This window comes from Arcobacter roscoffensis (genome assembly GCF_024267655.1).
GTDB classification, from domain to species: Bacteria; Campylobacterota; Campylobacteria; order Campylobacterales; family Arcobacteraceae; genus Arcobacter_B; species Arcobacter_B roscoffensis.
On the sequence record NZ_CP100595.1, the window covers coordinates 378,575 to 400,306 of the forward strand.

Here is a 21,732-nt window from a genome sequence, read left to right on the forward strand (position 1 = left end):
TAATAATTGGCTAATTCGAAAAAAACTTTAAGAACTTGTGTTTTTTGTAGAGGTAAATTTGAACAAAAAGAGTTGTTAAGGTTAAAATGTGAAGAAAAGAAAATTGTATTATACAATCACAAAGGTAGAAGTTTTTACATTTGTAGTTGTTGTATAGAGAAAGTACAGTTAGATATTAATCAAAGAGATTATAAAAGATTTGAAAACGCACTATGTAGAGAGTGTAAAAATAAAGATAAGTATGTTCTACAACTTAAGGAGATTTTAGCAGATGTCAGATAAAGTAAGAGTTTATGAAATTGCAGATGAGGCAGGGGCGAGCAGCCAAGAAGTAATAGCGAAAGCGAAAGATTTAAGTATTGAACTTAAGTCGCCTCAGAGTGCAGTTTCTTACGAAGATGCAGAAGAAATTGCAAACTATATAATGACCGGTAAGAGTAAAAAGTTAGCTAAGAAAGCTACACCGGAAACAAAGAAACCTACAGTTAAAAAAGTTGAAAAACCTGTAGAGAACGAAGACTCAAAAGCAGAAGAGAAAAAAGAAGAAGCACCAAAAACGGTTGAAGTAAAAAAGACTGAAAAGAAAGAAGAAGCTATATCTAAACCTATAAATAATGTAGAGAAACCTCAAACTGAAGAAAAAAAAGAAGAAGAGAAAAAAGTAGAGAATAAACCTAAAAAGATTATTCCAAAAAGAAGAGGTCTTAAGATTATTAAGAAGAAAAAGCCAAGACCTGAACCAAAAGAAGAAGTAATAACTCACTCAGCGCCAACTGATAAAGCTAAAATGAAATCACTTAGTGAAATTTTAGGTGCAGATAAAGAAGAGAAAAAATCTACTCCTCAATATAACTCAAATGATGAAGCTGCAAAAAAAGCTAAAGCTAAAAAGAAAAAGCAACCAGCAAAAACACATGTACATGGTAAAAAGCTAGAAGTACAAAGAGATACTAATGATTTCAATAATACTTCAACAGACTCACTTTTAGGTGAAGAAGTTGTTTTACTTGATATGGACTTATCTGATACTTCAAAACTTTTTGAAGAATCAAAACCAAATAATAATAATCAAAACAAACAAGCAAGAGGATCTAAACCTGCAGCATTTGGTAATAGACCTCAAGGTTTAAAAAGAAGAAAAAGAAAGAAAAAAATCAGAAGAGCTGAAGAAGTTGTAGAAGTTACAGAAGTTACAATTCCTGAAGATATTAGAGTTTACGAATTTGCTGAAGCTTGTGGTAAATCAGCATCTGAAGTAATTTCTGTATTATTTGGTCTAGGAATGATGGTTACTAAAAATGACTTCTTAAAACAAGATGAGCTGGAAATTCTTGGTGAAGAGTTTGAAATTGAAGTAACAGTAAAAGATGCTTTAGAAGATGCTAATTATATTGAAGAATATCATGAAGAAGATATTGATGATTCAAACTTTGAAACAAGACCACCAGTAGTTACTATTATGGGTCATGTTGATCATGGTAAAACTTCACTATTAGACAAAATTAGAGAATCTAAGGTTGCAGCAGGTGAAGCTGGTGGTATTACACAACATATTTCTTCTTATACAGTTGAAAAAAATGGTGAAAAAATCACTTTTGTTGATACTCCAGGACATGCCGCGTTCTCTGCTATGAGAGCAAGAGGTGCAAGTGTAACTGATGTTGTAATTATTGTTATTGCAGCTGATGATGGTGTTAAACCACAAACTGAAGAAGTTATTTCTCATGCAAAAGCTTCTGGATGTCCTATTATTGTTGCAGTAAACAAAATAGACAAAGAAGCAGCTAATATTGACATGGTTAAATCACAAATGGCAGAGAGAGATATGACTCCTGTTGATTGGGGTGGAGATATTGAGTTTATTGGAGTATCAGCTAAAACTGGTGCTGGAATTGACGATTTACTAGAAAATATATTACTTCAATCTGAAATCTTAGAACTTAAAGCTGATCCAACTGCAAAAGCAAAAGCTACTGTTGTTGAGTCTTTACTTGAAAAAGGTAGAGGTCCAGTTGCTACTATTATTGTTGAAAATGGTACTTTAAGAGTTGGTGATAATATTGTTTGTGATACTACATATGGTAGAGTAAAAGCAATTACTAATGATATGGGTAAACCTGTAAAAGAGTTAGGTTTATCTGAAACAGGTTCTGTTCTAGGATTAAGTGATGTTCCTGCAGCTGGTGCTATTATGGTTGCACAAGATTCTGATAAAGAAGCTAAAGATATCGCTACTAAAAGAGCTGAGCATGAAAGAGCAAAAGAATTATCTAAGTCTACTAAAGTTTCTCTTGAAGAGATGAGTGGATTAATTGCAGAAGGTAAAATCAAACAACTTCCAGTAATTATTAAAACTGATGTTGGTGGTTCACTTGAAGCTATTAAAGGTTCATTAGAAAAAATTGCTAATGATGAAGTAAAAGTAAAAGTTATTCATGCTGCTGTTGGTGGTATTACTGAATCTGACTTAGTTTTAGCAAGTGCATCTGAGGGTTGTATTATCTTAGGATTTAATGTAAGACCAACTGGTTCTGTTAAGTCAAAAGCAAAAGCTGATGGTATCACAATAAATACTTACTCAATTATTTATGATTTACTTGATGATATTAAAGATACATTATCAGGTATGATGAGTGGTGTTATTAGAGAAGAAAATACTGGTCAAGCAGAGGTTAGAGATACATTTGTTGTTCCTAAAGTTGGTACAGTTGCAGGTTGTATCGTAACTGATGGTAAAGTAATCAGAGGTGGAATGGCAAGAATCATTAGAGATGGTGTTGTTACTTATACAGGTAAAATTTCATCACTTAAGAGATTTAAAGATGATGTTAAAGAAGTATCTAATGGTTACGAGTGTGGTGTAATGTTTGAGAAATTCAATGATATCCAAGTTGGTGATTTTGTTGAGACATTCATTCAAATTGAAGAAAAAGTTTCTATTGACGATAAATAATGAAAAGTATTAATCTACAAAGAACTGAATCTTTACTGATGGAGCTTATACCAGAAGCTCTATCAAGTATGGCTGATGAAAGAATAAGATCTCTACCTATTACAGGTGTAAACTGTAAAAATGGTAAGTATGATGCAATTGTATATTTTGATGGAAGTGATTACGATAAAAATGAAATCAATCAAATTATCTCACTTCTTAAAAAAGCTAATGGTAGAATGAAGTCTCATGTTTTAGCAAGTACAGGTTGGTATAAATGTCCTAACTTTAAATTTGTTAATGATACTTCACTTGAACAATCACGAAATATTGAAGCACTTTTTGCTAAAATAAGTAAAGATAAAAAAGAAGAAGAGTAATGAGTTTAGAAGAATCAATTAAATTAGCTGTTGAGAGTTTAGATGCTCAACTTTATGATATTGTAACTACAAAAGAAAATGATAGAAATATTTATAGAGTTTTAGTTACTGCTAAAGGTGGTATAAACTTAGATAAATGTGCTGAAATATCAAGAATGATTTCACCTATTTTAGATGTTGAAGAGCCAATGAGTGGAGTTTATAATTTAGAAGTTAGCTCACCTGGAATTGAGAGAAAACTTAGAACAAAAGATCATTTTAAAGCCTCAATAGGGGATAAAGTGAAAATAAAAGATATTGCTACAGAAACTTATAAAGGTGAACTTTTAAGTGCTGATGACAATAAAATACTTATTAAAACTGAATTTGGTGAAGAAGAAGTTGAATATGATTCAATTCTTTCTGCATCTACTTATTTTGAATGGTAATAGATTTTAATCTATTACTATTTTTTACAAAACTAATCTAACTATTTATTTAGCCTTCTTAATATATACTTCTTTCAAATATAAACAATTATTGGAAGTAAAATATGAAAATTAATGATAACTTTTTTATGAAATTAGCAATTGATGAAGCATGGAAATATCAATTTATAAGTTTCCCTAACCCTGCTGTTGGATGTGTTGTTGTAAAAGGTGAAAGTGAAATACTAGCAATTGAGGCACATAAAGAAGCTGGACAGGCTCATGCTGAAGTAAATGCACTAAAAGCTGCATTTTTAAAATATTATCCTAATGATATTTTAAAAACAAAAAGTAGTTCAAAACAAATACATGAGTATTTAATCAAAAATCACAATGGTTTTTTTAATGATTGTAAAGTTTATGTAACACTTGAACCTTGTAACCATGAGGGTAAAACACCTGCATGCGCTAATTTATTAAAAGAATTAAAACCACAAAAAGTAATAGTAGCTCATGAAGATTTAAATAACATAGCTAAGGGAGGCTGTGAGACTCTTAAAAATGTAAATATAGATATAGATATAGGATGTATGAAAAAAGAAGCCTATGAGCTTTTATATCCATTTTTGAAGTGGAATAGTGGTACATTTATTTTTTATAAGATGGCTCAAACTTTAAATGGCAGTATTGATGGAAGTATTTCATCAAATTCAGCTAAAGCATATGTGCATACGCTAAGAGACAAAATTGATTTAATGTTGATTGGAGGAAATACAGTCCGAACTGATATGCCAACACTTGATGCAAGATATATAGCAGGACGTGCCCCAGATGTTTTTATATATAGTAAAAACAAAGTATTTGATACAAACATACCTTTATTTAAAATACCAAATAGAAAAGTACATATAAGTGATGATTTATTTAAATTACTTGATTATAAATTTGTAATGGTTGAGGGAACATATAATTTGCTTGATACCTTAAAAGATAGATTAGATTATATTGTTTTATTGGTAAACCCAAAAATAAGAAATGGTGCTAATGCTTTAAATGAAATTGATATTGATTTTGAAATAGTTCATGAAAACTATATAGGTGAAGAAAAGATTATGTTCTTAAAGCGAAAGAGTTAATATAAATTATTATTGAAACTTTTAATATTTGTTGTTAGAAACAAGAGAAAGATTTTTTTGATGAAGGAGCTTACAGGTGTAAGTGACTGAAGATAAGAAATCTTTATCGCAGTTTATAGCGATAAAGATTAATAGTTTATTTAACTTTTTCTAAGTACTCACCAGTTCTTGTATCACATTTAATAGAATCACCTTCTAGAATGTGAAAAGGAATCTGTACAACAGCACCTGATTCTAAAGTAGCAGGTTTTCTACCACCTTGAGAATCACCTTTAAAGTTAGGTGGAGTTTCTACAATTTTTAGTTCAACAGTCATTGGTGGTTCAACAGTAATAGCTTTACCATTAAAGAACATCATATCAACATTCATTCCATCAATAATCCATTTCTCTGCATCACCTACTTGCTCGTAAGTTAAACCAATTTGCTCATATGTATTAGTATCCATGAATTGTAACATTTCACCATCATCATATAAGAATTGCATTTGATTTTGTTGTAAATCAGGAGTTTCACACTTATCACCTGCATGGAAAGTTTTTTCAATTACTTTTCCATTTAAAAATGATTTGATTTTACATCTAACAAATGCAGCACCTTTTCCTGGTTTTACATGTTGATATTCAGTAATTTTGTAAGGAACACCATCTAATTCGATTTTCATTCCCTTTTTTAATTCACTCATTCCAATTGCCATAACTACTCCTTAAATTTCAGCATAAGAAACAGAAATAGCTGCTTCAAGCTCTTCAAGTTTACTTACTGTGTTCATACAAACTTTTTCATCAACTAAGATAACTGCTAATGCACCATCTTTTCCTCTTGATAATCTAAAGTCAGCAATATTGATATTTTCTTGAGCTAAAATTGAACCTACTTGTCCAATAACTCCTGGAACGTCATTATTTCTCATAATAATCATTTTACCTTTTGGCTCAATGTCTAATGAGAAATTATTTATATCAATAATTCTTTGTACATCTTCATTAAATACAGTTCCACAAATTGTCTGAACTCCATTTGATGTAGTGATTTTTACAGAAACTTTATTTTGGTATCCGCTATGAGCAGAGAATTCAGAAGTAGTAAGTTCTATACCTTTTTCTTCTGCAATAAAGTTAGCATTTACATAATTGATTTCATCACCAGAAGCTACTGATAAAGCACCCACTGTTGCAAAAGTTTGTAATGAATCTAAGTATTCTGAAATTTCACCCTCAGCTGATACATTAATAGATCTAATTTCACTTTTGTCATTTTGAGCAATTAAAAATGCCATTTTTTGAGTTAATTCAATATATGGTTTCACAAAAGAAGGAATTTTGCTTTCATCAATAGGTAAATTTAAAGCATTTGGATATGCTATACCTCTTGCTGATTCAATTGCATTTTCAGCAGCTTGAGTAGCAATTTTCTTTTGAGATTCTTTTGTATTTGCACCTAAGTGTGCAGTTACAGTTACATTTGGTAAATCTAGTAAAGGATGATCAATTGCAGGCTCTTTGATAAATACATCAATACCAGCCATTGCAATTTTTCCTGATTTTAAGTTGTTAACAAGAGCATCTTCATTGTATAATCCACCTCTTGCACAGTTAATTAAAATCACACCATCTTTCATTTTAGCAATTTGCTCTTCACCAATCATATCAAGTGTTTCTTGATTTTTTGGTGTATGAATAGTAATGATGTCACAATCTAAAATATCATCAAAATTAGTTGTGTATGAAATACCTAAATCAGTTGCTTTTGTTGAAGGAATGTATGGGTCGTAAGTTTTTACGTCCATTTCAAATGATTTAGCTCTTAATGCAACTCTATGTCCAATGTTACCAAATCCAATAACACCAAGTTTCTTTCCATAAAGTTCATTTCCATACCAATCTTCTCTTTTCCAGATTCTATCTTGTTTTAATTGGTTATGAGCGTATGGGAATTTTCTCATACAAGATAACATATGTGCCATTGTTAATTCAACAGCTGCTATTGTATTTGCAGTAGGAACATTCATAGCGATTATTCCTCTTTTACTACATCCTTCAATATCAACATTATCATACCCAACACCAGCTCTAATGATAGCTTTTAAGTTTTGTGCTGCATCTAAAAATTTTTCATCAACATCAGTAGATGATCTAGTGATCACTACTTCTGCGTCTTTTATTACATTTAAAAGTTCTGTTTTATCTATATCTGCTGCATATACATAGTTTACATCATCAGTGTTTTGTAAGATGTCTAAACCATCTTCATGTATATGGTCACAAACTACGATTGTGTGTTTACTCATTTTAAATAAATCCTAATTATTTGATTTGATCTTTTAGTAAATCACCTAAAGTCATAGATGAATCATCATTAACAGCTTTTAGAACTTCTCTTTCTTGTTGTTGCTCTAATCTTTTAACAGATAATCTAACTCTATTTCTTTTAGTATCGATATTTACTACTACTGCTTCAATTTCATCACCATTTTTAACTTCTTCAGCTTCTAATGGTCCAAAGTCTTCATTTCTAATAAGTCCATCTAAGTTATCTTCTAACTTAATAAAGATACCAAAATCTTTTGCATCTTTTACAGCACCTTTTACAATGTCACCGATTTTGTGCTCATTTTGGAATTTTTTAGCAGGAGACTCAGAAATTTCTTTAATTGATAATGAAATGTTTTCTTTTTCTCTATCAATTTTAATAATCTTAACTTCTACTTCATCACCTTTTTTGTATAAAGATTTACATTTTGCATTTGACTCCCAAGAAGCCTCTTCATTATGTAATAATCCATCTACTTCTCCAATAGTAACAAATGCACCAAAATCAGTTAAAGTTGCAATGTTTCCATTTACAACATCACCAACTTTGTGATCTTTTGTAAATTTAGAGAAAGGTTTTTCTTGTAAGTTCTTTAATGAAACTCTTAATCTTTTTTTATCTACATCTAATTCGATTACTTCAACGTTAACTTCTTCACCTAAAGTTAATAATTCTTTTGGGTTTTTAACGTTTTTATTCCATGAAATTTCAGAAATATGTAATAGTCCTTCAATATCATTTCCTAAGTCAACAAATGCACCGTAAGATTCAAAGTTAGAAACAGTAACAGTAATTGTATCACCAACTTCTAATTCATCTTTAATTTCTTCCCATGGATTTGCTAATGCAGCTTTGATAGATAATGATAAGTGTTGTTTTGCTTTGTCATAAGATAATACAACAACAGTTACTTCATCACCTTCATTGTAGTAGTTAGCTGGATTTACAGGACCTTTGTAAGAGATTTCATTGTAGTTTACTAAACCATCAATTCCACCTAAGTCAACAAACATTCCGTAAGAAGTGATTTTTTTAATGATACCATTTACAGCTTCACCACTTTCTAAAATCTCAGCTACTTTGTTGTCTTTTTCAGCTTTTGCTTCTTCGATTAATTTTTTTCTAGAAACAATGATAGAGTTTTGTGCAGTATTAACTTTTAATACTTTAGCTTTAACTTTCTTACCAACTGCTCCATGAGCTTTTAAGTAAGACTGAGCCATAGGCATGAAGTATTCACATCCCTCTTCATCTTCGATGATAAATCCACCTCTGTTTTTAACAGAAATTACTTTACCTTCAATTGTTACATCTTCAACATTTTCACCATGTTTAGCTACAAATGCATCAAATTTTTCTTTTTGTAAAACTTTTTTATGAGAGATATTAGGTCTTTCCCCTCTACTTCCCATTAGCATTACAGGGATAGTATCACCCTCTTTATATTTAACTTCGCCACCAATTGTAATATCAGCAATATTTAACTGACCTTCAATTTTTTGACCAACATCAACTAGAACTCTCTCACTAGAGATTTCAACAATTACACCATCAACTACAGAGTTGTTTTCAGCATTCTCGAAAGACTCATTAAGCATTTGCTCAAAATCAAAATCTTCACCTAAATCAATATCTTCGATACCCATTTTATTCCTTCATATTTACCGTTTTAATTAAATGGGATTATTATACAGAATTGATGCTTAAATTCTCTAGTTAATTTTTTCTATTTTATTTACGACCTCTTGAATAATCCAATCAGGAGTACTAGCTCCTGCTGTTACTCCACAAAGTTTTTTACCCTCAAACCATGAATTTTCAATTTCATTATGATTTTCTATTAGGTAAGAGTCTTCACAATTTTCTTTACAAATTGAGTGTAATTGTTTTGTATTTGAAGAGTTTTTTCCTCCAATTACTACCATTACGTCAACTTCTTTTGAAAGATCTCTTGCTGCATCTTGATTTTCAAATGTTGCATCACAAATAGTATTGAAAACCCTTACTTCTTTATTTCTTAAGATAAGGTGATTAACAATTTCTAAATATTTTTCTTTCTTTTTTGTAGTTTGAGCAACTGTTGCAATTTTACTATTTTTGAAATTAAGGTTTTTTATTTCATCAATTTCCATTATTACATGAACATCATCTTGATCTTCACCATAGGATTTTACACCTTTAACCTCAGGATGTGAAGAATCACCAAATATCAAAATAGAATAACCCTCTTTTGACATCTTTTTTACTATTTGTTGAGGAGTTGTTACAAAAGGACATGTGGCATTGATAACTTTTGCTTTTTGTGCTTTTAAATCTTTTAAATCATTTTTTGGAATACCATGAGTTCTAATAATTACGGTATCATCATCTTTTACTTCTTTTAAATTTTGATAAAGTCCAACATTAAAGTCATTTTTTAATCTATTGATTTCATCTTGATTATGAATAAGAGGACCCATAGTTGCTGAATTTTCATATGCCTCTGCTATTTTAATAGCTCTTTTTACACCAAAACAAAAACCATAGCTTGAAGCTAATTTTACTTTCATTTTTAATCCTTAAAATTTACCCAAAACAGGGTGTTGTATTTATAATTAAGAACCAAAATTAAGAACAAAACTGTTCTTAATATAATGAGTCAAGTATTTCTTTAAAATTAGGGAATGAAGTCTCAATACAAGCCGTATCATTGATTTGCATATCACATAAAGTTCCAGCAATTGCAAAACTCATTGCAATTCTATGATCTCCATGCGAATCAATAGTGGCAGCTTTTATTTCACCACCAACTATTTCATATCCATCTTCATACTCAGTATAGTTAACACCACATTTTTCTAGGTTTGTAACTACTGACTTAATTCTGTCTGATTCTTTTACTCTAAGTTCTTTTGCATTTTTTACTATTGACATTCCATTTGCTACACTCATCGCAATTGATAGTGCTGGAAGTTCGTCTATTAACCAAGAGATGTTTTCTGAAACTTCTACACCATTTAACTCTTTGTGTTTAATTTCAATATCTCCTATAGGTTCATAAATATTCTCTTTTTCAACAAAGTTCACCTCTGCACCCATTCTTTGAAGTACTTTGTATGCTTCAACTCTTGTAGGGTTTAGCGTCACATTTTTAATTACCACTGAACTATTTGGTGTAATAGCTGCAGCTACTGCAAAAAAGAATCCAGATGATGGATCAGTTGGAACAGTAATATTTAGTGGTTTTAAGTGAGCTTTTAAAGGATGAATATTTATAAACCCCTCATTATCATTTTCTAAAGTAGCACCCATACCTTTTAACATTCTTTCTGTATGGTCTCTTGTTAATTCATTTTCTTTATATTTAGAAATACCATCTGCTCTAAGTGCTGCTAAGATCATTGCTGATTTTACTTGTGCAGAATCAACTGGTGAGTGATAAGTAAATGCTTTTAACTCTTTTACACCTCTGATAAACAGTGGGGCTTTATTTCCATTTTCTCTTCCATCAATATTTGCACCAATACTTCTTAATGGGTCTGCAACTCTTTTCATAGGTCTTGCGTGAAGATATTTGTCACCAGTAAGAGTAAATGCACCATCAACAGATGCAAGTAAACCGCAAAATAGTCTCATTGCAGTTCCAGAGTTACCACAGTCTAAAACATTTGCAGGTTCACTTAAAATATCAGTTGGAGTGATTTCAACAGATGAACCATCTCTTTTGATTTTTGCACCAAGTTGTTCAACAATACTTAAAGTATTTAAAGTGTCTTCTGCTGTTAAATAGTTTTTTATATATGAAGTTTTATTAGAAAAAAGTGAAAACATAGCACATCTGTGCGATATTGATTTATCACTTGCTATTGAGTCAATCTCTACATTAAATGGCTTATTTAATCTTTTTATATTAAACGTATTCACTTTTTTCCTTTTTTATCTAATTGTTATTGATAGTTTTTCTTCAAGTGCTTTTAAAACACCATCCATAGATTTAGTAATATCTTCTTCTTCTAAAGTTTTTTCATCATTTTGTAAAACAAATCTAATTGTCAAACTCTCATTTTCGCCTAGGTTTTCATCATTATAAATATCAATTAAATTAAATTGTTTGATATTTTTATCATTAATAGCATTAATAACATCTTTAATTTCTTTGTATTTTAAAGATTTAGGTGCAATAATACTTAAATCTTTTTTAGATGCTTGGAATTTTGAATATGAATCAACTTTTATTAAGTCATTAGCAATTGCATCAAAATCAATTTCAGCGATAAATGTGTCATTTAAGTCATACTCTTCTGCAACACTTGGATGAAGTTTTGAAATATACCCAACAACTTTACCTTCAACTATTACATTTGCATTTTGGTATGGGTGAATAAAACTATTAGAAATTTCAGTCATTTCTTCTAAATCAAATTTACCTACTGTATTTAAAATCTTTTTTGCAAAGCTAAAGAAGTCAATATTTGAAGGTTTTCCACTATTTGAAATATCTTCAAGTTCTTTTGCTCCCGTTTGAACAAAAGAGATTCTTTTGCTTTCATTTCTATTTTCATTAAAAATAGTTCCTATTTCAAAAAAGGCACTTGCTTTTGTACCTGTTTTGAAGTTATTCGAACAAGCTTCAACAAGGTTTAGTAAAATTGTACTTCTGAATGTATTTAATTCTTTCGCAATTGGATTTAAAATATCAAGTTCTTCTTTTACAACAGGGAAGTTGTATTTTTCTAAACTCTCTCTTGAAGAAAAAACATAAGTTAATGTTTCAAAGAAACCATTTTCAATTGCTTTAAATCTAAGTTTATTTTTCTTTAGTAAATCATTTGAAGTTTTATTTACTCTATTTACTTCATCGATGGCTAAAGGCTTAGATTTAATATTATCAATACCAATAATTCTTACAATCTCTTCTGTAATATCAGCAATATTTTTAATATCATGTCTAAATAAAGGAATCTTAACAGATAAAATTCCATTAGCTCCATCTTTTACTTCAAAACCTAGTGAATTTAAAATTCTTTCAATATCAAGTTTAGGAACTTCTTGACCGATAATTGCATTTACTTTATTTACATCTACATCTAAGATAGTTTTTTCTTTATCTTCTATAAATGTTTCAGCACCTTTGTAAATCAAAGCACCAAAAGTAGAAGTTAAAGTTGTAAAGTAATCAATTCCATATTGAACATCTGGCTCACTACCTCTTGATGATCTATAATAAACATCACCTGTTTTTATTTTAGTTTCAAAAACTTGTTTCGCTAATAATTCTGGGTTAACATAAGAAGCTTCAACAATAAAGTTTAATTCACTTGGAACTACTTCTTCATGCTCAATGGCAATTTTACTTAATTGCTCTTTTCCATATACATTATCAAAGCCTTTTTCATCTTTTTTTACATGAAGAACACTTAAGTTATCTGTAATATCAGCTTTATCTTTTGCATAAGCATTTAAGATTACACCATTACAATGAGTTACATATGATAATACATTTTGAATATCATTTTCATCTTTGTATTTTCCTATTGCACCAACTCTTAGTTTTTGTATAATAGGTAATTTAAAATCAGAAAAATCAACAGCTTTGTAGATTAGTGATGAGTCAATACTACTATCACATTCAACTTCTAAAACTTGTCCTATTCCAATTTCATTGTAGTTTACATTTTTTTCAAATTCATTTAAAGGAATGTTATAAAATGCTGACAATTCTCTTGCAACACCATTGATACTTAAACAATCACCTTTATTAGCAGTAAGTTCAATTTCAATAATCTCGTCATTAACAAGTTTATATTCATTTAACTCTTTTCCTAAAACTAATTCACCAATTGAGTCATCTAGTACCAAAATACCATCATTAAGTTGTGGTAAGCCAATTTCAGTAGAAGAACAAATCATACCATTTGATTCAACACCTCTTAGTTTAGCTTTTTTGATTTTAAACCCACCACCTAAGTTACATCCTACAGTTGCAACAGGTACATATTGTCCTGCGTCTACATTTTTAGCACCACAAACAATTTGAACTTGTTCTTCACCTAAGTCAACTTGACAAATATTTAATTTATCTGCATCTGGATGTTTCTCTTTTTGAGTTACTTTTCCAACTACAACTTTAGGAGCTATTAAAACTTTTTCTACACTATCAACTTCTAATCCAATTGAATTTAGTGTCTTACAAATATCATCAGTTGATATTTTTGATATATCTATAAATTCTTGTAACCAGTTTCTTGTAATAATCATTTAAATTGTCCTAATAGTTTCATATCGCTTTCAAATAGAGATCTTAAATCACCTATATTGTGAATTAGCATTGCAAATCTCTCAACACCTAAACCAAATGCATAACCTGATTTGTTTTCATATCCAACAGCTTTAAATACGTTTTCATCAACAACACCACAACCTAATACTTCAAGCCACCCTGTGTGTGAACATACTCTACAACCGTCACCTTTACAGAAGACGCATGAAATATCAACTTCTGCTGATGGTTCTGTAAACGGGAAGAAAGAAGGTCTAAACCTAACATCAACATCACCAAACATATGATGTAAAAATTCAACTAATACATGTTTTAAATTAGCAAATGATACTTTATCTTCATCATCAACTACCAATGCTTCAATTTGATGGAACATTGGAGTATGAGTAATATCAAAGTCTCTTCTAAATACAGTTCCAGGGGCAATCATTCTAATTGGCGTATCTTTATCTTGACCTAGCATTGTTCTAATTTGAACAGGAGATGTATGTGTTCTTAATAGAGTGTAGTCTTTATTATAAAATGTATCTTGCATATCTCTTGCAGGGTGATACTTTGGTAAATTTAGTGCTTCAAAGTTATGGAAATCATCTTCAACAAGTGGACCTTCCTCAACTGCAAAGTTTAAGTTTTGGAAATATGTAATAATTCTATTCATTGTTTCAACTACAGGATGAGTTGCTCCACATGATAGCTCATTATTAAATCTTGTTACATCAATTTTTTCAGCTTCAAGCTTTTTATTTAATGCCTCTTTTTCTAAGATCACTTTTTTAGCTTCAATAGCTTCTGTTACTTGTGCTTTTTGCTTATTTAAGTTTTGAGCAAAGGCTTTTTTCTCTTCATTTGGAATAGTTTTCATTTTTGCAAACTCTAAAGTTAGAACACCTTTTTTACCAAGTGTTTCTACTCTTAGGTTTTCTAAGTCTTCAAGACAGTTTGCATTTTCAATTTTTTCAATCCACTCTTTCACTTACTTGCTCCCTAAGTTATTATATATTTTAATTTACTTGTCATTTCTATAAATTGGAGATTATACTTAAAGATTTATTAGAGTTTGGTTATAATATTTCAACTATTTTATTACAAGGAAATATAATGTGTATTTTTTGCAAGATTGTAAAAGGTGAGATACCTAATCAAACTGTTTTAGAAGATGAAGATTTTTTAGCATTTAATGATATTAACCCAGCAAGAAAGGTGCATGTTTTAGTTATTCCTAAAGAACATTATGATTCTTTTGATGTTATCCCTCCAAAGTTAATGGCTAAAATGACTGAGTTTATTCATAAGGTTGTTTCAAAATTAAATATTAAAGAAGATGGATATAGATTAATTACTAATATTGGTGAGCATGGTGGGCAGGAAGTTGCACATTTACATTTTCATATTTTAGCAGGTGAATATGTTGGTAGATTAGTAGGTGAACAAGTAAAAAAAAGCTAAGAAGTTTAACTTCTTTGCTTTAATCATTAGACTTATTAATCTTGGAAAGATCCAAGTGCCATAAGTTTTTCATATTTCTTTTGGTGTCTTTGAGCTGTTGTCATAGTTTTCAATTCATTGATTGACTCTATTACATACTCTTTTAAGGCAAGTACTGCTTGCTCTTTTTGTCTATGAGCTCCAATTAGTGGTTCATTAATTACATCATCAACTAAATTTAATTCTTTTAAATTTTCAGCAGTAATTTTTAGTGCATTTGCAGCAGTTTCTACTTTTGTTGGATCGTTCCATAAAATTGCACTACAACCCTCTGGTGAAATTACAGCATATACTGAATATCTCATCATAGCAAGTTTATCTGCAACAGAAATAGCTAAGGCACCACCTGAACCACCTTCTCCAATTACAATTGAAATTGTAGGAGTTGTTAAATCAGCAAATTCAAATAGGTTTTTTGCGATAGCTTCTGATTGATTTCTCTCTTCCGCTCCAATTCCTGGGTATGCACCTGGTGTGTCAACTAACATAACGATTGGAATTTGGAATTTATCTGCAAGTTTTGCAGCTCTTAAAGCTTTTCTATATCCTTCAGGACTTGGCATACCAAAGTTTCTAATAAGCTTATCTTTAGTTCCTCTACCTTTTTGTTCACCAATAACCATCACCTTTTGACCATCAATATAACCTAAATAACAAACAATTGCTTTATCATCCACATAGTGTCTATCCCCATGTATTTCATATGCATCTGTTAATAGTTCATTGATATAATCCATTGCGTAAGGTCTATCTGGATGTCTAGCTAATTGAAGTTTCTGGTAATCACTTAAGTTTTTAAAAGTTTTTTCTACTTCTTTCTCAAGTTTTTTTTCTAAGATTTCTACTGCATGCTCGTCTGCTTTTGTCTTAGCTACAATAATGTCTTCTTCAATTTTCTTAATTTTTTCTTCAAATTCTAAATAAGCTGCCAAGTTATTACTCCCTTTAAAAAAAAAGAGCTAGGGATACTAGCTCTTTTTGATTAGATTAATTCTTTATTTGTTGTTATGCTTCAAATTTTTTAAAAATAACAGTTCCATTTGTTCCACCAAATCCAAAGTTGTTACTCATTACAGTAGTTAATTCAACTTTTCTTGCTATATTTGGAACGTAATCTAATTTACACTCTTCATCTTGATTATCAAGATTAATTGTTGGAGGGATAACACCCTCATTTAATGATTTAATTGCAAAAATTGCTTCAATCGCACCAGCTGCACCTAAACAGTGACCTACTTGACCTTTTGTTGAAGTTACAGGAGGACAGTTTTCTTCTCCGCCAAATAATTCTGCAATTGCTTTTGACTCATTCACATCTCCAACAGGAGTTGAAGTACCATGAGAATTGATATAATCAATTTTAATTTCTTCACCAATATTAGCTTTTGCCATTTCTAATGCAGCTTTCATAGATCTTAATGGACCATCCATTACAGGAGCTGTAATATGATTTGCATCACCTGATTCACCAAAACCTATAATTTCACAATAGATTTTTGCTCCTCTAGCTTGTGCAGATTCTAAAGTTTCAACAACAATTGCACCTGAACCTTCACCCATTACAAAACCGTTTCTATCTTTATCAAATGGTCTAGAAGCTCTTTTAGGCTCATCATTTCTTGAAGATAATGCTTTCATCGAAGCAAAACCACCCATACCTGCTTCACAAATAGCAGATTCAGCACCAACAACTAGAATTCTATCTGCACCATTTGTAGCAATAGTTTTAACTGCATCATTTAATGCATGAGTAGAAGCTGCACAAGCTGTTACATGAGATAAAGAAGGACCTTTTAGTCCATGTTCAATTGAGATAAATCCACTTAACATATTTACTAATGATGATGGAATAAAGAAAGGAGAGATTCTTTTAGGACCTCTGTTTTCACATACAACTGAGTTTTTTTGGATTGTACCTAATCCACCAATTCCTGAAGCTGAAATAATTCCAAATCTAGATGAATCAGCATCACTTACTTTCTTGTTTTCATCAGTAACAAAACCTGAGTCTATCATAGCTTCTTTAGCAGCTTTTATTCCTAATTGAATAAATCTATCCGCCTTTTTAACTTCTTTTTTATCCATTACTGTTGTAGGATCGAAATCTTTTACTTCACCTGCAATTTTTACAGGAAACTCACTTGCGTCAAATAGTGTAATTGTGTCAATTCCACAAACACCATCAACTGCCGCGTTAAATGATTCTTCTACATTATGTCCAATAGAATTAATAGTACCTAAACCAGTTACAACAACTCTTTTCATTAAAAATGCCCCGTATTTATTATTTAAACTATTCAATCTTTTACTATATTAAAAAATTCAATAATTAAAATTTATGTAATTAAAATAGAAGACTAATATAATTAGTCTTCTATGAAACTTAAGCGTATAAATTACGCGTTATTTTCGATGTATTTAATAGCATCAGAAACAGTTAAGATTCCTTCAGCGTCTTCATCAGGGATTTCGATATCGAACTTTTCTTCTAAAGCCATAACTAATTCAACTACATCTAGTGAATCTGCACCTAAATCTTCGATAAACTTTGAATCTTCTTTAATCTCAGCTGCATCACAATCTAATTGCTCAACTACTACTTCTTTTACATCATCTAATAATGCCATATTTATTTCCTTTTATAAAATTATCTACGTATTATAACTAAAAAGATTTTAAAAAGTCTTTTAAATTATAAAATTTTAGTTTAGTTTAATTTCTAAACGTATAAACCACCATTAACTTTTAAAATCTCACCTGTAATATATGAAGAATGATCACTTAATAAAAATGCTACTGCATCGGCAATCTCTTTTGGTTGACCAAATCTTGATAATGGAATATTTTTTTCATATTCAGCTTTTACATCATCTTTTAATTCATCAGTCATATCAGTTTGAATAAATCCAGGAGTTACTGCATTGTATCTAATACCTCTTGCTGCTGCTTCTTTTGCGAATGATTTAGTCATTGCATTTAAACCACCTTTAGAAGCAGAATAATTTGTTTGGCCAGGATTTCCCATCTCTCCAACAATAGAAGAAATATTTACAATAGAACCAAATCTTTTTTTACCCATAACTTTAAGTGATGCTTTACATCCAATAAATGCAGATGTTAAGTTTGCAGAAATTACATCGTTGAAATCTTCAACTGACATTCTTAATGCTAATTTATCTCTTGTAATACCTGCATTATTTACTAAATATGATAGTTCACCATCTGCATCAATTACAGTTTTAATAGCAGCTGTAAACTCTTCTTCACTAGTTACATCTGCTTTTACTATAGCAGCTTTTCCGCCAGCAGCTTCAATCTCTTCTTTGATTTTTTCTGCAGCATCAGCTCCACTTCTATAGTTAATCCAAACTTTTAAACCATAGCTAGCTAGAGTTTTAGCAATTTGTGCACCAATTCCTCTACTAGCTCCTGTAACTAATACATTTGAACCTGTAAAATTCATATTATTCCTTTTTCGTTTAGTAAATTTCAAAAAATTTGCGTATTATATCGCAAGTTTTTATATAAAAAGATTATTGAGTTTTTTAAACGCCTCTTTTATTGTTCCATACTCTAATATGAAGTCTATCACAATATTTGAAACCATTTTTTATAGCCATGTTAATTACTGCTTCATCATTTTCATTTATTGTTTGTGCATCATCACCCATTGGCATTAAGTATACTTCACATTTAGGTATGTTTGAGAGTATGATTTTAATCTCTTCTTGAGCCTTTTGCATAAAATCTTTATTTATTACAAATTTTAAATAAGAGTTTTCTGTATTAGTTAAAACTTTTTCTAAAGTTTCATAATTAACTCTTTTTTTTAGTGGTTCTAGTGAATTACTTAGTTTTACACTCATTGAAAATAAAATCTTTTTTTGATAATCATATTCAAAATTTAGATTTAAAGAAGCATTTGTTTCAATTGTAACTTGATGTCCATTTTCAATATAGTGTTTAAGTAGTTTTTGAAACTCTTCTTTATTCCAGTAAAGTAAAGGCTCGCCACCTGTTATAACTATATCCATCTTATAGTTATAATCATAAAGATTTGTTAGCTTATCTACTTCACTTACTATGTCTTCATAAGTTTTATATTTAGTCCATGAGTCTTTAAAAGCTGGGTCTACTGCATAGTATGTATCACAAGCACATTTTTTTATTCCACTTGGTGTTTCATACTCTACATTAAAGCCAACACATTTAAAATTACATTTTCCAAATCTAATAAATACAGATGGAGTTCCTACAAGTTTACCTTCACCTTGAATAGTAGGACCAAAAATCTCATTTATCTCAAGCATAAAAAGTACTTTTACTTTTAGGTGTTTCTAAAAACTCAACATGAGATACTTTTACACCTAATTTATTCATCTTTTTTTGCACTATTTTTAAAAACCATGCTGATAAATTTTCACTTGTAGGTACAAAGTCAACTAAAACGTAACCTTCATATAGTTCAGTTAAATATGTTTCTTCATCTTTAAATTTTGTTAAATCTACTAAATAGTAACCCTCATCAAATTTAACTAATTCTTCTTTTTGTACATCTGATAAAAGTTTTGAGTATAAAGGGTCATTTATATCTAAGATAAATTTATGGTCAAGCACATCATCTAAAAAGGCTTTAAACCAATTTAGGTGTTTAAAGTCTGTAACCATTCCATCTTTTAATTCATCTGCTTCTAAATAAACTAATATTTTCCCTTGGTGACCATGTAAGTGCCTACATTTTAAGCATCCATCTAGTGAGAATTCTGTGTTTAAAGTTTGAGACCATACTCTATGACCATAACAAAAATCAAACTCTTTTGATATTTTCCATTTCATCATAAAGCCTTATAAGGTATAGGGTCTTTTGCATTTGCTAAATTAAAGCCATTAAGTCTTAATCTACAAGAATCACAAACTCCACAAGCCTCATCTTCTTCTTTATAACAAGACCAAGTATGTTCTAATGGAACGTTTAATTCTAATGCTTTTGAAACTATTTGAGCTTTACTTAAGTGAACTAAAGGAGTTTTAATTTCTATATTAGTTGTTTCTTTAGTTCCTTGATTTATTGCTTTTGTAATATCTGCAATAAATTCATCCGTACAATCAGGATAACCAGAACTATCTTCTTGAACAACTCCTATATACATAGCTTGGGCTTCTTCTTTTTCAGCAATTGCAGCAGTAATTGATAAAAATATACCATTTCTAAATGGTACATAAGTAATAGGAACTCCTGCTTCAACACCATTAGTTGGTACATCAATATCTTTATCAGTTAAAGCACTTGCACCTATTTGTGTAAAAAAAGGAATATCAATTTCATATTTTTCACTAATTTCTAAATCATCACAAATATTTCTAAAGGCTTCTAATTCTCTTTTTTCTGTTCTTTGTCCATAGTTAAAATGAACTGCGATAATTTCATAACCATCATTTTTTGCTATATAAGAAGCTAAAGTGGAATCCATACCTCCACTTAAAATACAAATTGCTTTTTTATTTGATTTGCTACTCATTTGTTAAAAAATCCTTTTTTATTTCTGTAAAAAATTTCCAATTTATAGGAAGAACCTTAACTTTTGCATTTTCTTTTAAAAAATCAACATTTTCATTTAAAGCTATCATGCTATTACAATTTGATAATGTTGATACCATTCCTGGACTTCTTTTTTGACAAACATTAAATGATTCTCCATCAAAAAAACCTGGAAGCAAAGTAATTCTTCCTGCTTTGTTTTTAAAGTCTTGTGATATATTTGTTTCTATGTAGTTTGGATAAATTTCATTTGAACCTAAAAGTTTTTGAATTATTAATTTTCCAAACATTTCAAAAATCATAGCACTTGCTAGGGGATTACCTGGAAGGTTAAGAATTAAAGTGTCACCAATTTTTCCAAAGACTGTAGGTTTTCCAGGCTTTATTATAATTCCATCAAAAATTGTTTCAAATTCAAGCTCATTAAAAGCCTCTTTTGTAAAATCAGCATCTCCTACTGATACTCCACCTGAGGTAATTATCATATCTGCATCTAAAGAGTTTTCAATTAATTCTTTTATTGCATCAACTGAATCTTTAGCTTGACCTATAAATCTTACATCACAACCTAACTCTTTTGCTCTTGCAATTAAAGTTGGAGTGTTTGAATTATATATTTGATGATCTTGGATTTTTTCATAATGAAGTTTTAACTCTTCTCCACTTGAAAATACAACGATTTTAGGTTTTTTATAAACTTTTATATGACTAATACCTTGTGAAGATAATAGGGTGATTTTTGAAAAGTTTATGTTTTCGCCAATTTTTATTAAAAGTTCATCCTCTTTTATATCTTCACCAATATATCTAATATGTTGAAATTTTTTTACATTTTTTATAATTTTAATTTTTTTATCATTAAGTTTGTGTGTATCTTCTTTTGGAATAATAGCTGTTGTATTATTTGGAACTCTTGCTCCGGTCATTATTTTTACACAGCAATTGTTTTTAAGTAGTGTATTATTGTTATCTCCTGCAAAAACAGTATCAATAACTTCTAACTCTTCATCTTTATTTTCATAAAGTATTGCATATCCATCCATAGCTGAGTTGTTAAACTTAGGCAAACTTGATGTTGCATAAATATTTTGAGCACAAACTCTATTTAAAGCATCCTCAATTGGTATGATTTCAAAATTTTGTTTTAGATGAAGTTGTGAAATAATATTTATAGTATCTTCTACACTAATAGCCATTATTATTCCTTTTGATATTTAAAATAAAAAACTTATGACAAGTTAGATATAATAGCGAAATTTTTTAAAAGTGAGATAAACAAAT

General features: G+C 29.9%; 21 protein-coding genes. 6 read left to right on the forward strand and 15 right to left on the reverse strand.

Going from position 1 to position 21,732, the window contains the following annotated elements:
* Positions 1-6: 6 nt before the first annotated feature.
* From NJU99_RS01910 to ribD, 5 genes are all read left to right on the forward strand, one after another.
* On the forward strand, positions 7-282 hold the full coding sequence (locus NJU99_RS01910) for a YlxR family protein (protein ID WP_254577047.1): 276 nt from the start codon (positions 7-9) through the stop codon (positions 280-282).
* Positions 272-2,953: a translation initiation factor IF-2 gene (gene infB / locus NJU99_RS01915; protein ID WP_254577048.1), complete on the forward strand. Its 2,682-nt coding sequence runs from the start codon at positions 272-274 to the stop codon at positions 2,951-2,953. Before NJU99_RS01910 ends, infB begins: the two co-directional genes overlap by 11 nt.
* Positions 2,953-3,312: a 30S ribosome-binding factor RbfA gene (rbfA, locus tag NJU99_RS01920; RefSeq protein ID WP_254577049.1), complete on the forward strand. Its 360-nt coding sequence runs from the start codon at positions 2,953-2,955 to the stop codon at positions 3,310-3,312. The genes infB and rbfA overlap by 1 nt, the downstream gene beginning before the upstream one ends.
* Complete coding sequence (rimP, locus tag NJU99_RS01925; RefSeq protein ID WP_254577050.1) at positions 3,312-3,740, forward strand: ribosome maturation factor RimP; 429 nt, start codon at positions 3,312-3,314, stop codon at positions 3,738-3,740. The genes rbfA and rimP overlap by 1 nt, the downstream gene beginning before the upstream one ends.
* Positions 3,741-3,844: 104 nt before the next feature.
* Positions 3,845-4,855 (forward strand): bifunctional diaminohydroxyphosphoribosylaminopyrimidine deaminase/5-amino-6-(5-phosphoribosylamino)uracil reductase RibD, encoded by a 1,011-nt coding sequence (gene ribD, locus NJU99_RS01930; protein WP_254577051.1) that lies wholly within the window; start codon positions 3,845-3,847, stop codon positions 4,853-4,855.
* Between the two features lie 136 nt (positions 4,856-4,991).
* Here the strand turns inward: ribD and efp are convergent, their stop codons facing one another.
* The 7 genes from efp to NJU99_RS01965 all read right to left on the reverse strand — a co-directional run bounded on the left by efp (position 4,992) and on the right by NJU99_RS01965 (position 14,400).
* Complete coding sequence (gene efp, locus NJU99_RS01935) at positions 4,992-5,552, reverse strand: elongation factor P (protein ID WP_254577052.1); 561 nt, start codon at positions 5,550-5,552, stop codon at positions 4,992-4,994.
* A gap of 9 nt (positions 5,553-5,561) precedes the next feature.
* Positions 5,562-7,145, reverse strand: a complete 1,584-nt coding sequence (serA, locus tag NJU99_RS01940; protein WP_254577053.1) for a phosphoglycerate dehydrogenase — start codon at positions 7,143-7,145, stop codon at positions 5,562-5,564.
* A gap of 16 nt (positions 7,146-7,161) precedes the next feature.
* On the reverse strand, positions 7,162-8,814 hold the full coding sequence (locus NJU99_RS01945) for a 30S ribosomal protein S1 (protein ID WP_254577054.1): 1,653 nt from the start codon (positions 8,812-8,814) through the stop codon (positions 7,162-7,164).
* Between the two features lie 66 nt (positions 8,815-8,880).
* Entirely contained in the window at positions 8,881-9,717 is an 837-nt protein-coding gene (locus NJU99_RS01950; protein WP_254577055.1) for a 4-hydroxy-3-methylbut-2-enyl diphosphate reductase, read from the reverse strand.
* A gap of 76 nt (positions 9,718-9,793) precedes the next feature.
* Positions 9,794-11,071: a 3-phosphoshikimate 1-carboxyvinyltransferase gene (gene aroA / locus NJU99_RS01955; RefSeq protein ID WP_254577056.1), complete on the reverse strand. Its 1,278-nt coding sequence runs from the start codon at positions 11,069-11,071 to the stop codon at positions 9,794-9,796.
* A 12-nt stretch (positions 11,072-11,083) separates the two neighbouring features.
* Positions 11,084-13,405, reverse strand: a complete 2,322-nt coding sequence (gene pheT, locus NJU99_RS01960) for a phenylalanine--tRNA ligase subunit beta (protein ID WP_254577057.1) — start codon at positions 13,403-13,405, stop codon at positions 11,084-11,086.
* Positions 13,402-14,400, reverse strand: coding sequence for a phenylalanine--tRNA ligase subunit alpha (locus NJU99_RS01965; protein WP_254577058.1), 999 nt, complete (start codon positions 14,398-14,400; stop codon positions 13,402-13,404). The genes pheT and NJU99_RS01965 overlap by 4 nt, the downstream gene beginning before the upstream one ends.
* A gap of 125 nt (positions 14,401-14,525) precedes the next feature.
* Here NJU99_RS01965 and NJU99_RS01970 point away from each other — a divergent pair, with 125 nt between their 5' ends.
* A complete protein-coding gene (locus NJU99_RS01970; protein ID WP_254577059.1) occupies positions 14,526-14,873 on the forward strand; it encodes a histidine triad nucleotide-binding protein in 348 nt (115 codons plus the stop codon).
* Positions 14,874-14,908: 35 nt separating this feature from the next.
* Here the strand turns inward: NJU99_RS01970 and accA are convergent, their stop codons facing one another.
* The 8 genes from accA to NJU99_RS02010 all read right to left on the reverse strand — a co-directional run bounded on the left by accA (position 14,909) and on the right by NJU99_RS02010 (position 21,647).
* The gene (gene accA, locus NJU99_RS01975) at positions 14,909-15,844 is read right to left on the reverse strand and encodes an acetyl-CoA carboxylase carboxyl transferase subunit alpha (protein WP_254577060.1); all 936 of its coding nucleotides are present in this window, start codon (positions 15,842-15,844) and stop codon (positions 14,909-14,911) included.
* A 73-nt stretch (positions 15,845-15,917) separates the two neighbouring features.
* Complete coding sequence (locus NJU99_RS01980) at positions 15,918-17,177, reverse strand: beta-ketoacyl-ACP synthase II (protein WP_254578064.1); 1,260 nt, start codon at positions 17,175-17,177, stop codon at positions 15,918-15,920.
* A gap of 131 nt (positions 17,178-17,308) precedes the next feature.
* Positions 17,309-17,539 carry an acyl carrier protein gene (gene acpP, locus NJU99_RS01985; RefSeq protein WP_254577061.1) on the reverse strand — a complete coding sequence of 77 codons (231 nt, stop codon included), beginning with the start codon at positions 17,537-17,539 and terminating at the stop codon, positions 17,309-17,311.
* 92 nt (positions 17,540-17,631) lie between these two features.
* Entirely contained in the window at positions 17,632-18,375 is a 744-nt protein-coding gene (gene fabG, locus NJU99_RS01990; protein WP_254577062.1) for a 3-oxoacyl-ACP reductase FabG, read from the reverse strand.
* Positions 18,376-18,457: 82 nt separating this feature from the next.
* Positions 18,458-19,222: a 7-carboxy-7-deazaguanine synthase QueE gene (locus NJU99_RS01995; protein ID WP_254577063.1), complete on the reverse strand. Its 765-nt coding sequence runs from the start codon at positions 19,220-19,222 to the stop codon at positions 18,458-18,460.
* Positions 19,215-19,748 (reverse strand): 6-carboxytetrahydropterin synthase, encoded by a 534-nt coding sequence (locus NJU99_RS02000; RefSeq protein ID WP_254577064.1) that lies wholly within the window; start codon positions 19,746-19,748, stop codon positions 19,215-19,217. Before NJU99_RS02000 ends, NJU99_RS01995 begins: the two co-directional genes overlap by 8 nt.
* Positions 19,748-20,431 (reverse strand): 7-cyano-7-deazaguanine synthase QueC, encoded by a 684-nt coding sequence (queC, locus tag NJU99_RS02005; RefSeq protein ID WP_254577065.1) that lies wholly within the window; start codon positions 20,429-20,431, stop codon positions 19,748-19,750. Before queC ends, NJU99_RS02000 begins: the two co-directional genes overlap by 1 nt.
* Positions 20,424-21,647 carry a molybdopterin molybdotransferase MoeA gene (locus NJU99_RS02010; RefSeq protein WP_254577066.1) on the reverse strand — a complete coding sequence of 408 codons (1,224 nt, stop codon included), beginning with the start codon at positions 21,645-21,647 and terminating at the stop codon, positions 20,424-20,426. The genes queC and NJU99_RS02010 overlap by 8 nt, the downstream gene beginning before the upstream one ends.
* Between the last annotated feature and the right edge of the window lie 85 nt (positions 21,648-21,732).

What these genes read in the sequence shown, in the direction of transcription:
- infB (WP_254577048.1), top strand. Translation starts at nt 272, where the DNA reads ATGTCAGATAAAGTAAGAGTTTATGAAATTGCAGATGAGGCAGGGGCG.
- rbfA (WP_254577049.1), top strand. Translation starts at nt 2,953, where the DNA reads ATGAAAAGTATTAATCTACAAAGAACTGAATCTTTACTGATGGAGCTT.
- rimP (WP_254577050.1), top strand. Translation starts at nt 3,312, where the DNA reads ATGAGTTTAGAAGAATCAATTAAATTAGCTGTTGAGAGTTTAGATGCT.
- ribD (WP_254577051.1), top strand. Translation starts at nt 3,845, where the DNA reads ATGAAAATTAATGATAACTTTTTTATGAAATTAGCAATTGATGAAGCA.
- efp (WP_254577052.1), bottom strand. Translation starts at nt 5,552, where the DNA reads ATGGCAATTGGAATGAGTGAATTAAAAAAGGGAATGAAAATCGAATTA.
- serA (WP_254577053.1), bottom strand. Translation starts at nt 7,145, where the DNA reads ATGAGTAAACACACAATCGTAGTTTGTGACCATATACATGAAGATGGT.
- NJU99_RS01945 (WP_254577054.1), bottom strand. Translation starts at nt 8,814, where the DNA reads ATGGGTATCGAAGATATTGATTTAGGTGAAGATTTTGATTTTGAGCAA.
- NJU99_RS01950 (WP_254577055.1), bottom strand. Translation starts at nt 9,717, where the DNA reads ATGAAAGTAAAATTAGCTTCAAGCTATGGTTTTTGTTTTGGTGTAAAA.
- pheT (WP_254577057.1), bottom strand. Translation starts at nt 13,405, where the DNA reads ATGATTATTACAAGAAACTGGTTACAAGAATTTATAGATATATCAAAA.
- NJU99_RS01970 (WP_254577059.1), top strand. Translation starts at nt 14,526, where the DNA reads ATGTGTATTTTTTGCAAGATTGTAAAAGGTGAGATACCTAATCAAACT.
- NJU99_RS01980 (WP_254578064.1), bottom strand. Translation starts at nt 17,177, where the DNA reads ATGAAAAGAGTTGTTGTAACTGGTTTAGGTACTATTAATTCTATTGGA.
- acpP (WP_254577061.1), bottom strand. Translation starts at nt 17,539, where the DNA reads ATGGCATTATTAGATGATGTAAAAGAAGTAGTAGTTGAGCAATTAGAT.
- fabG (WP_254577062.1), bottom strand. Translation starts at nt 18,375, where the DNA reads ATGAATTTTACAGGTTCAAATGTATTAGTTACAGGAGCTAGTAGAGGA.
- NJU99_RS01995 (WP_254577063.1), bottom strand. Translation starts at nt 19,222, where the DNA reads ATGCTTGAGATAAATGAGATTTTTGGTCCTACTATTCAAGGTGAAGGT.
- NJU99_RS02000 (WP_254577064.1), bottom strand. Translation starts at nt 19,748, where the DNA reads ATGAAATGGAAAATATCAAAAGAGTTTGATTTTTGTTATGGTCATAGA.
- queC (WP_254577065.1), bottom strand. Translation starts at nt 20,431, where the DNA reads ATGAGTAGCAAATCAAATAAAAAAGCAATTTGTATTTTAAGTGGAGGT.
- NJU99_RS02010 (WP_254577066.1), bottom strand. Translation starts at nt 21,647, where the DNA reads ATGGCTATTAGTGTAGAAGATACTATAAATATTATTTCACAACTTCAT.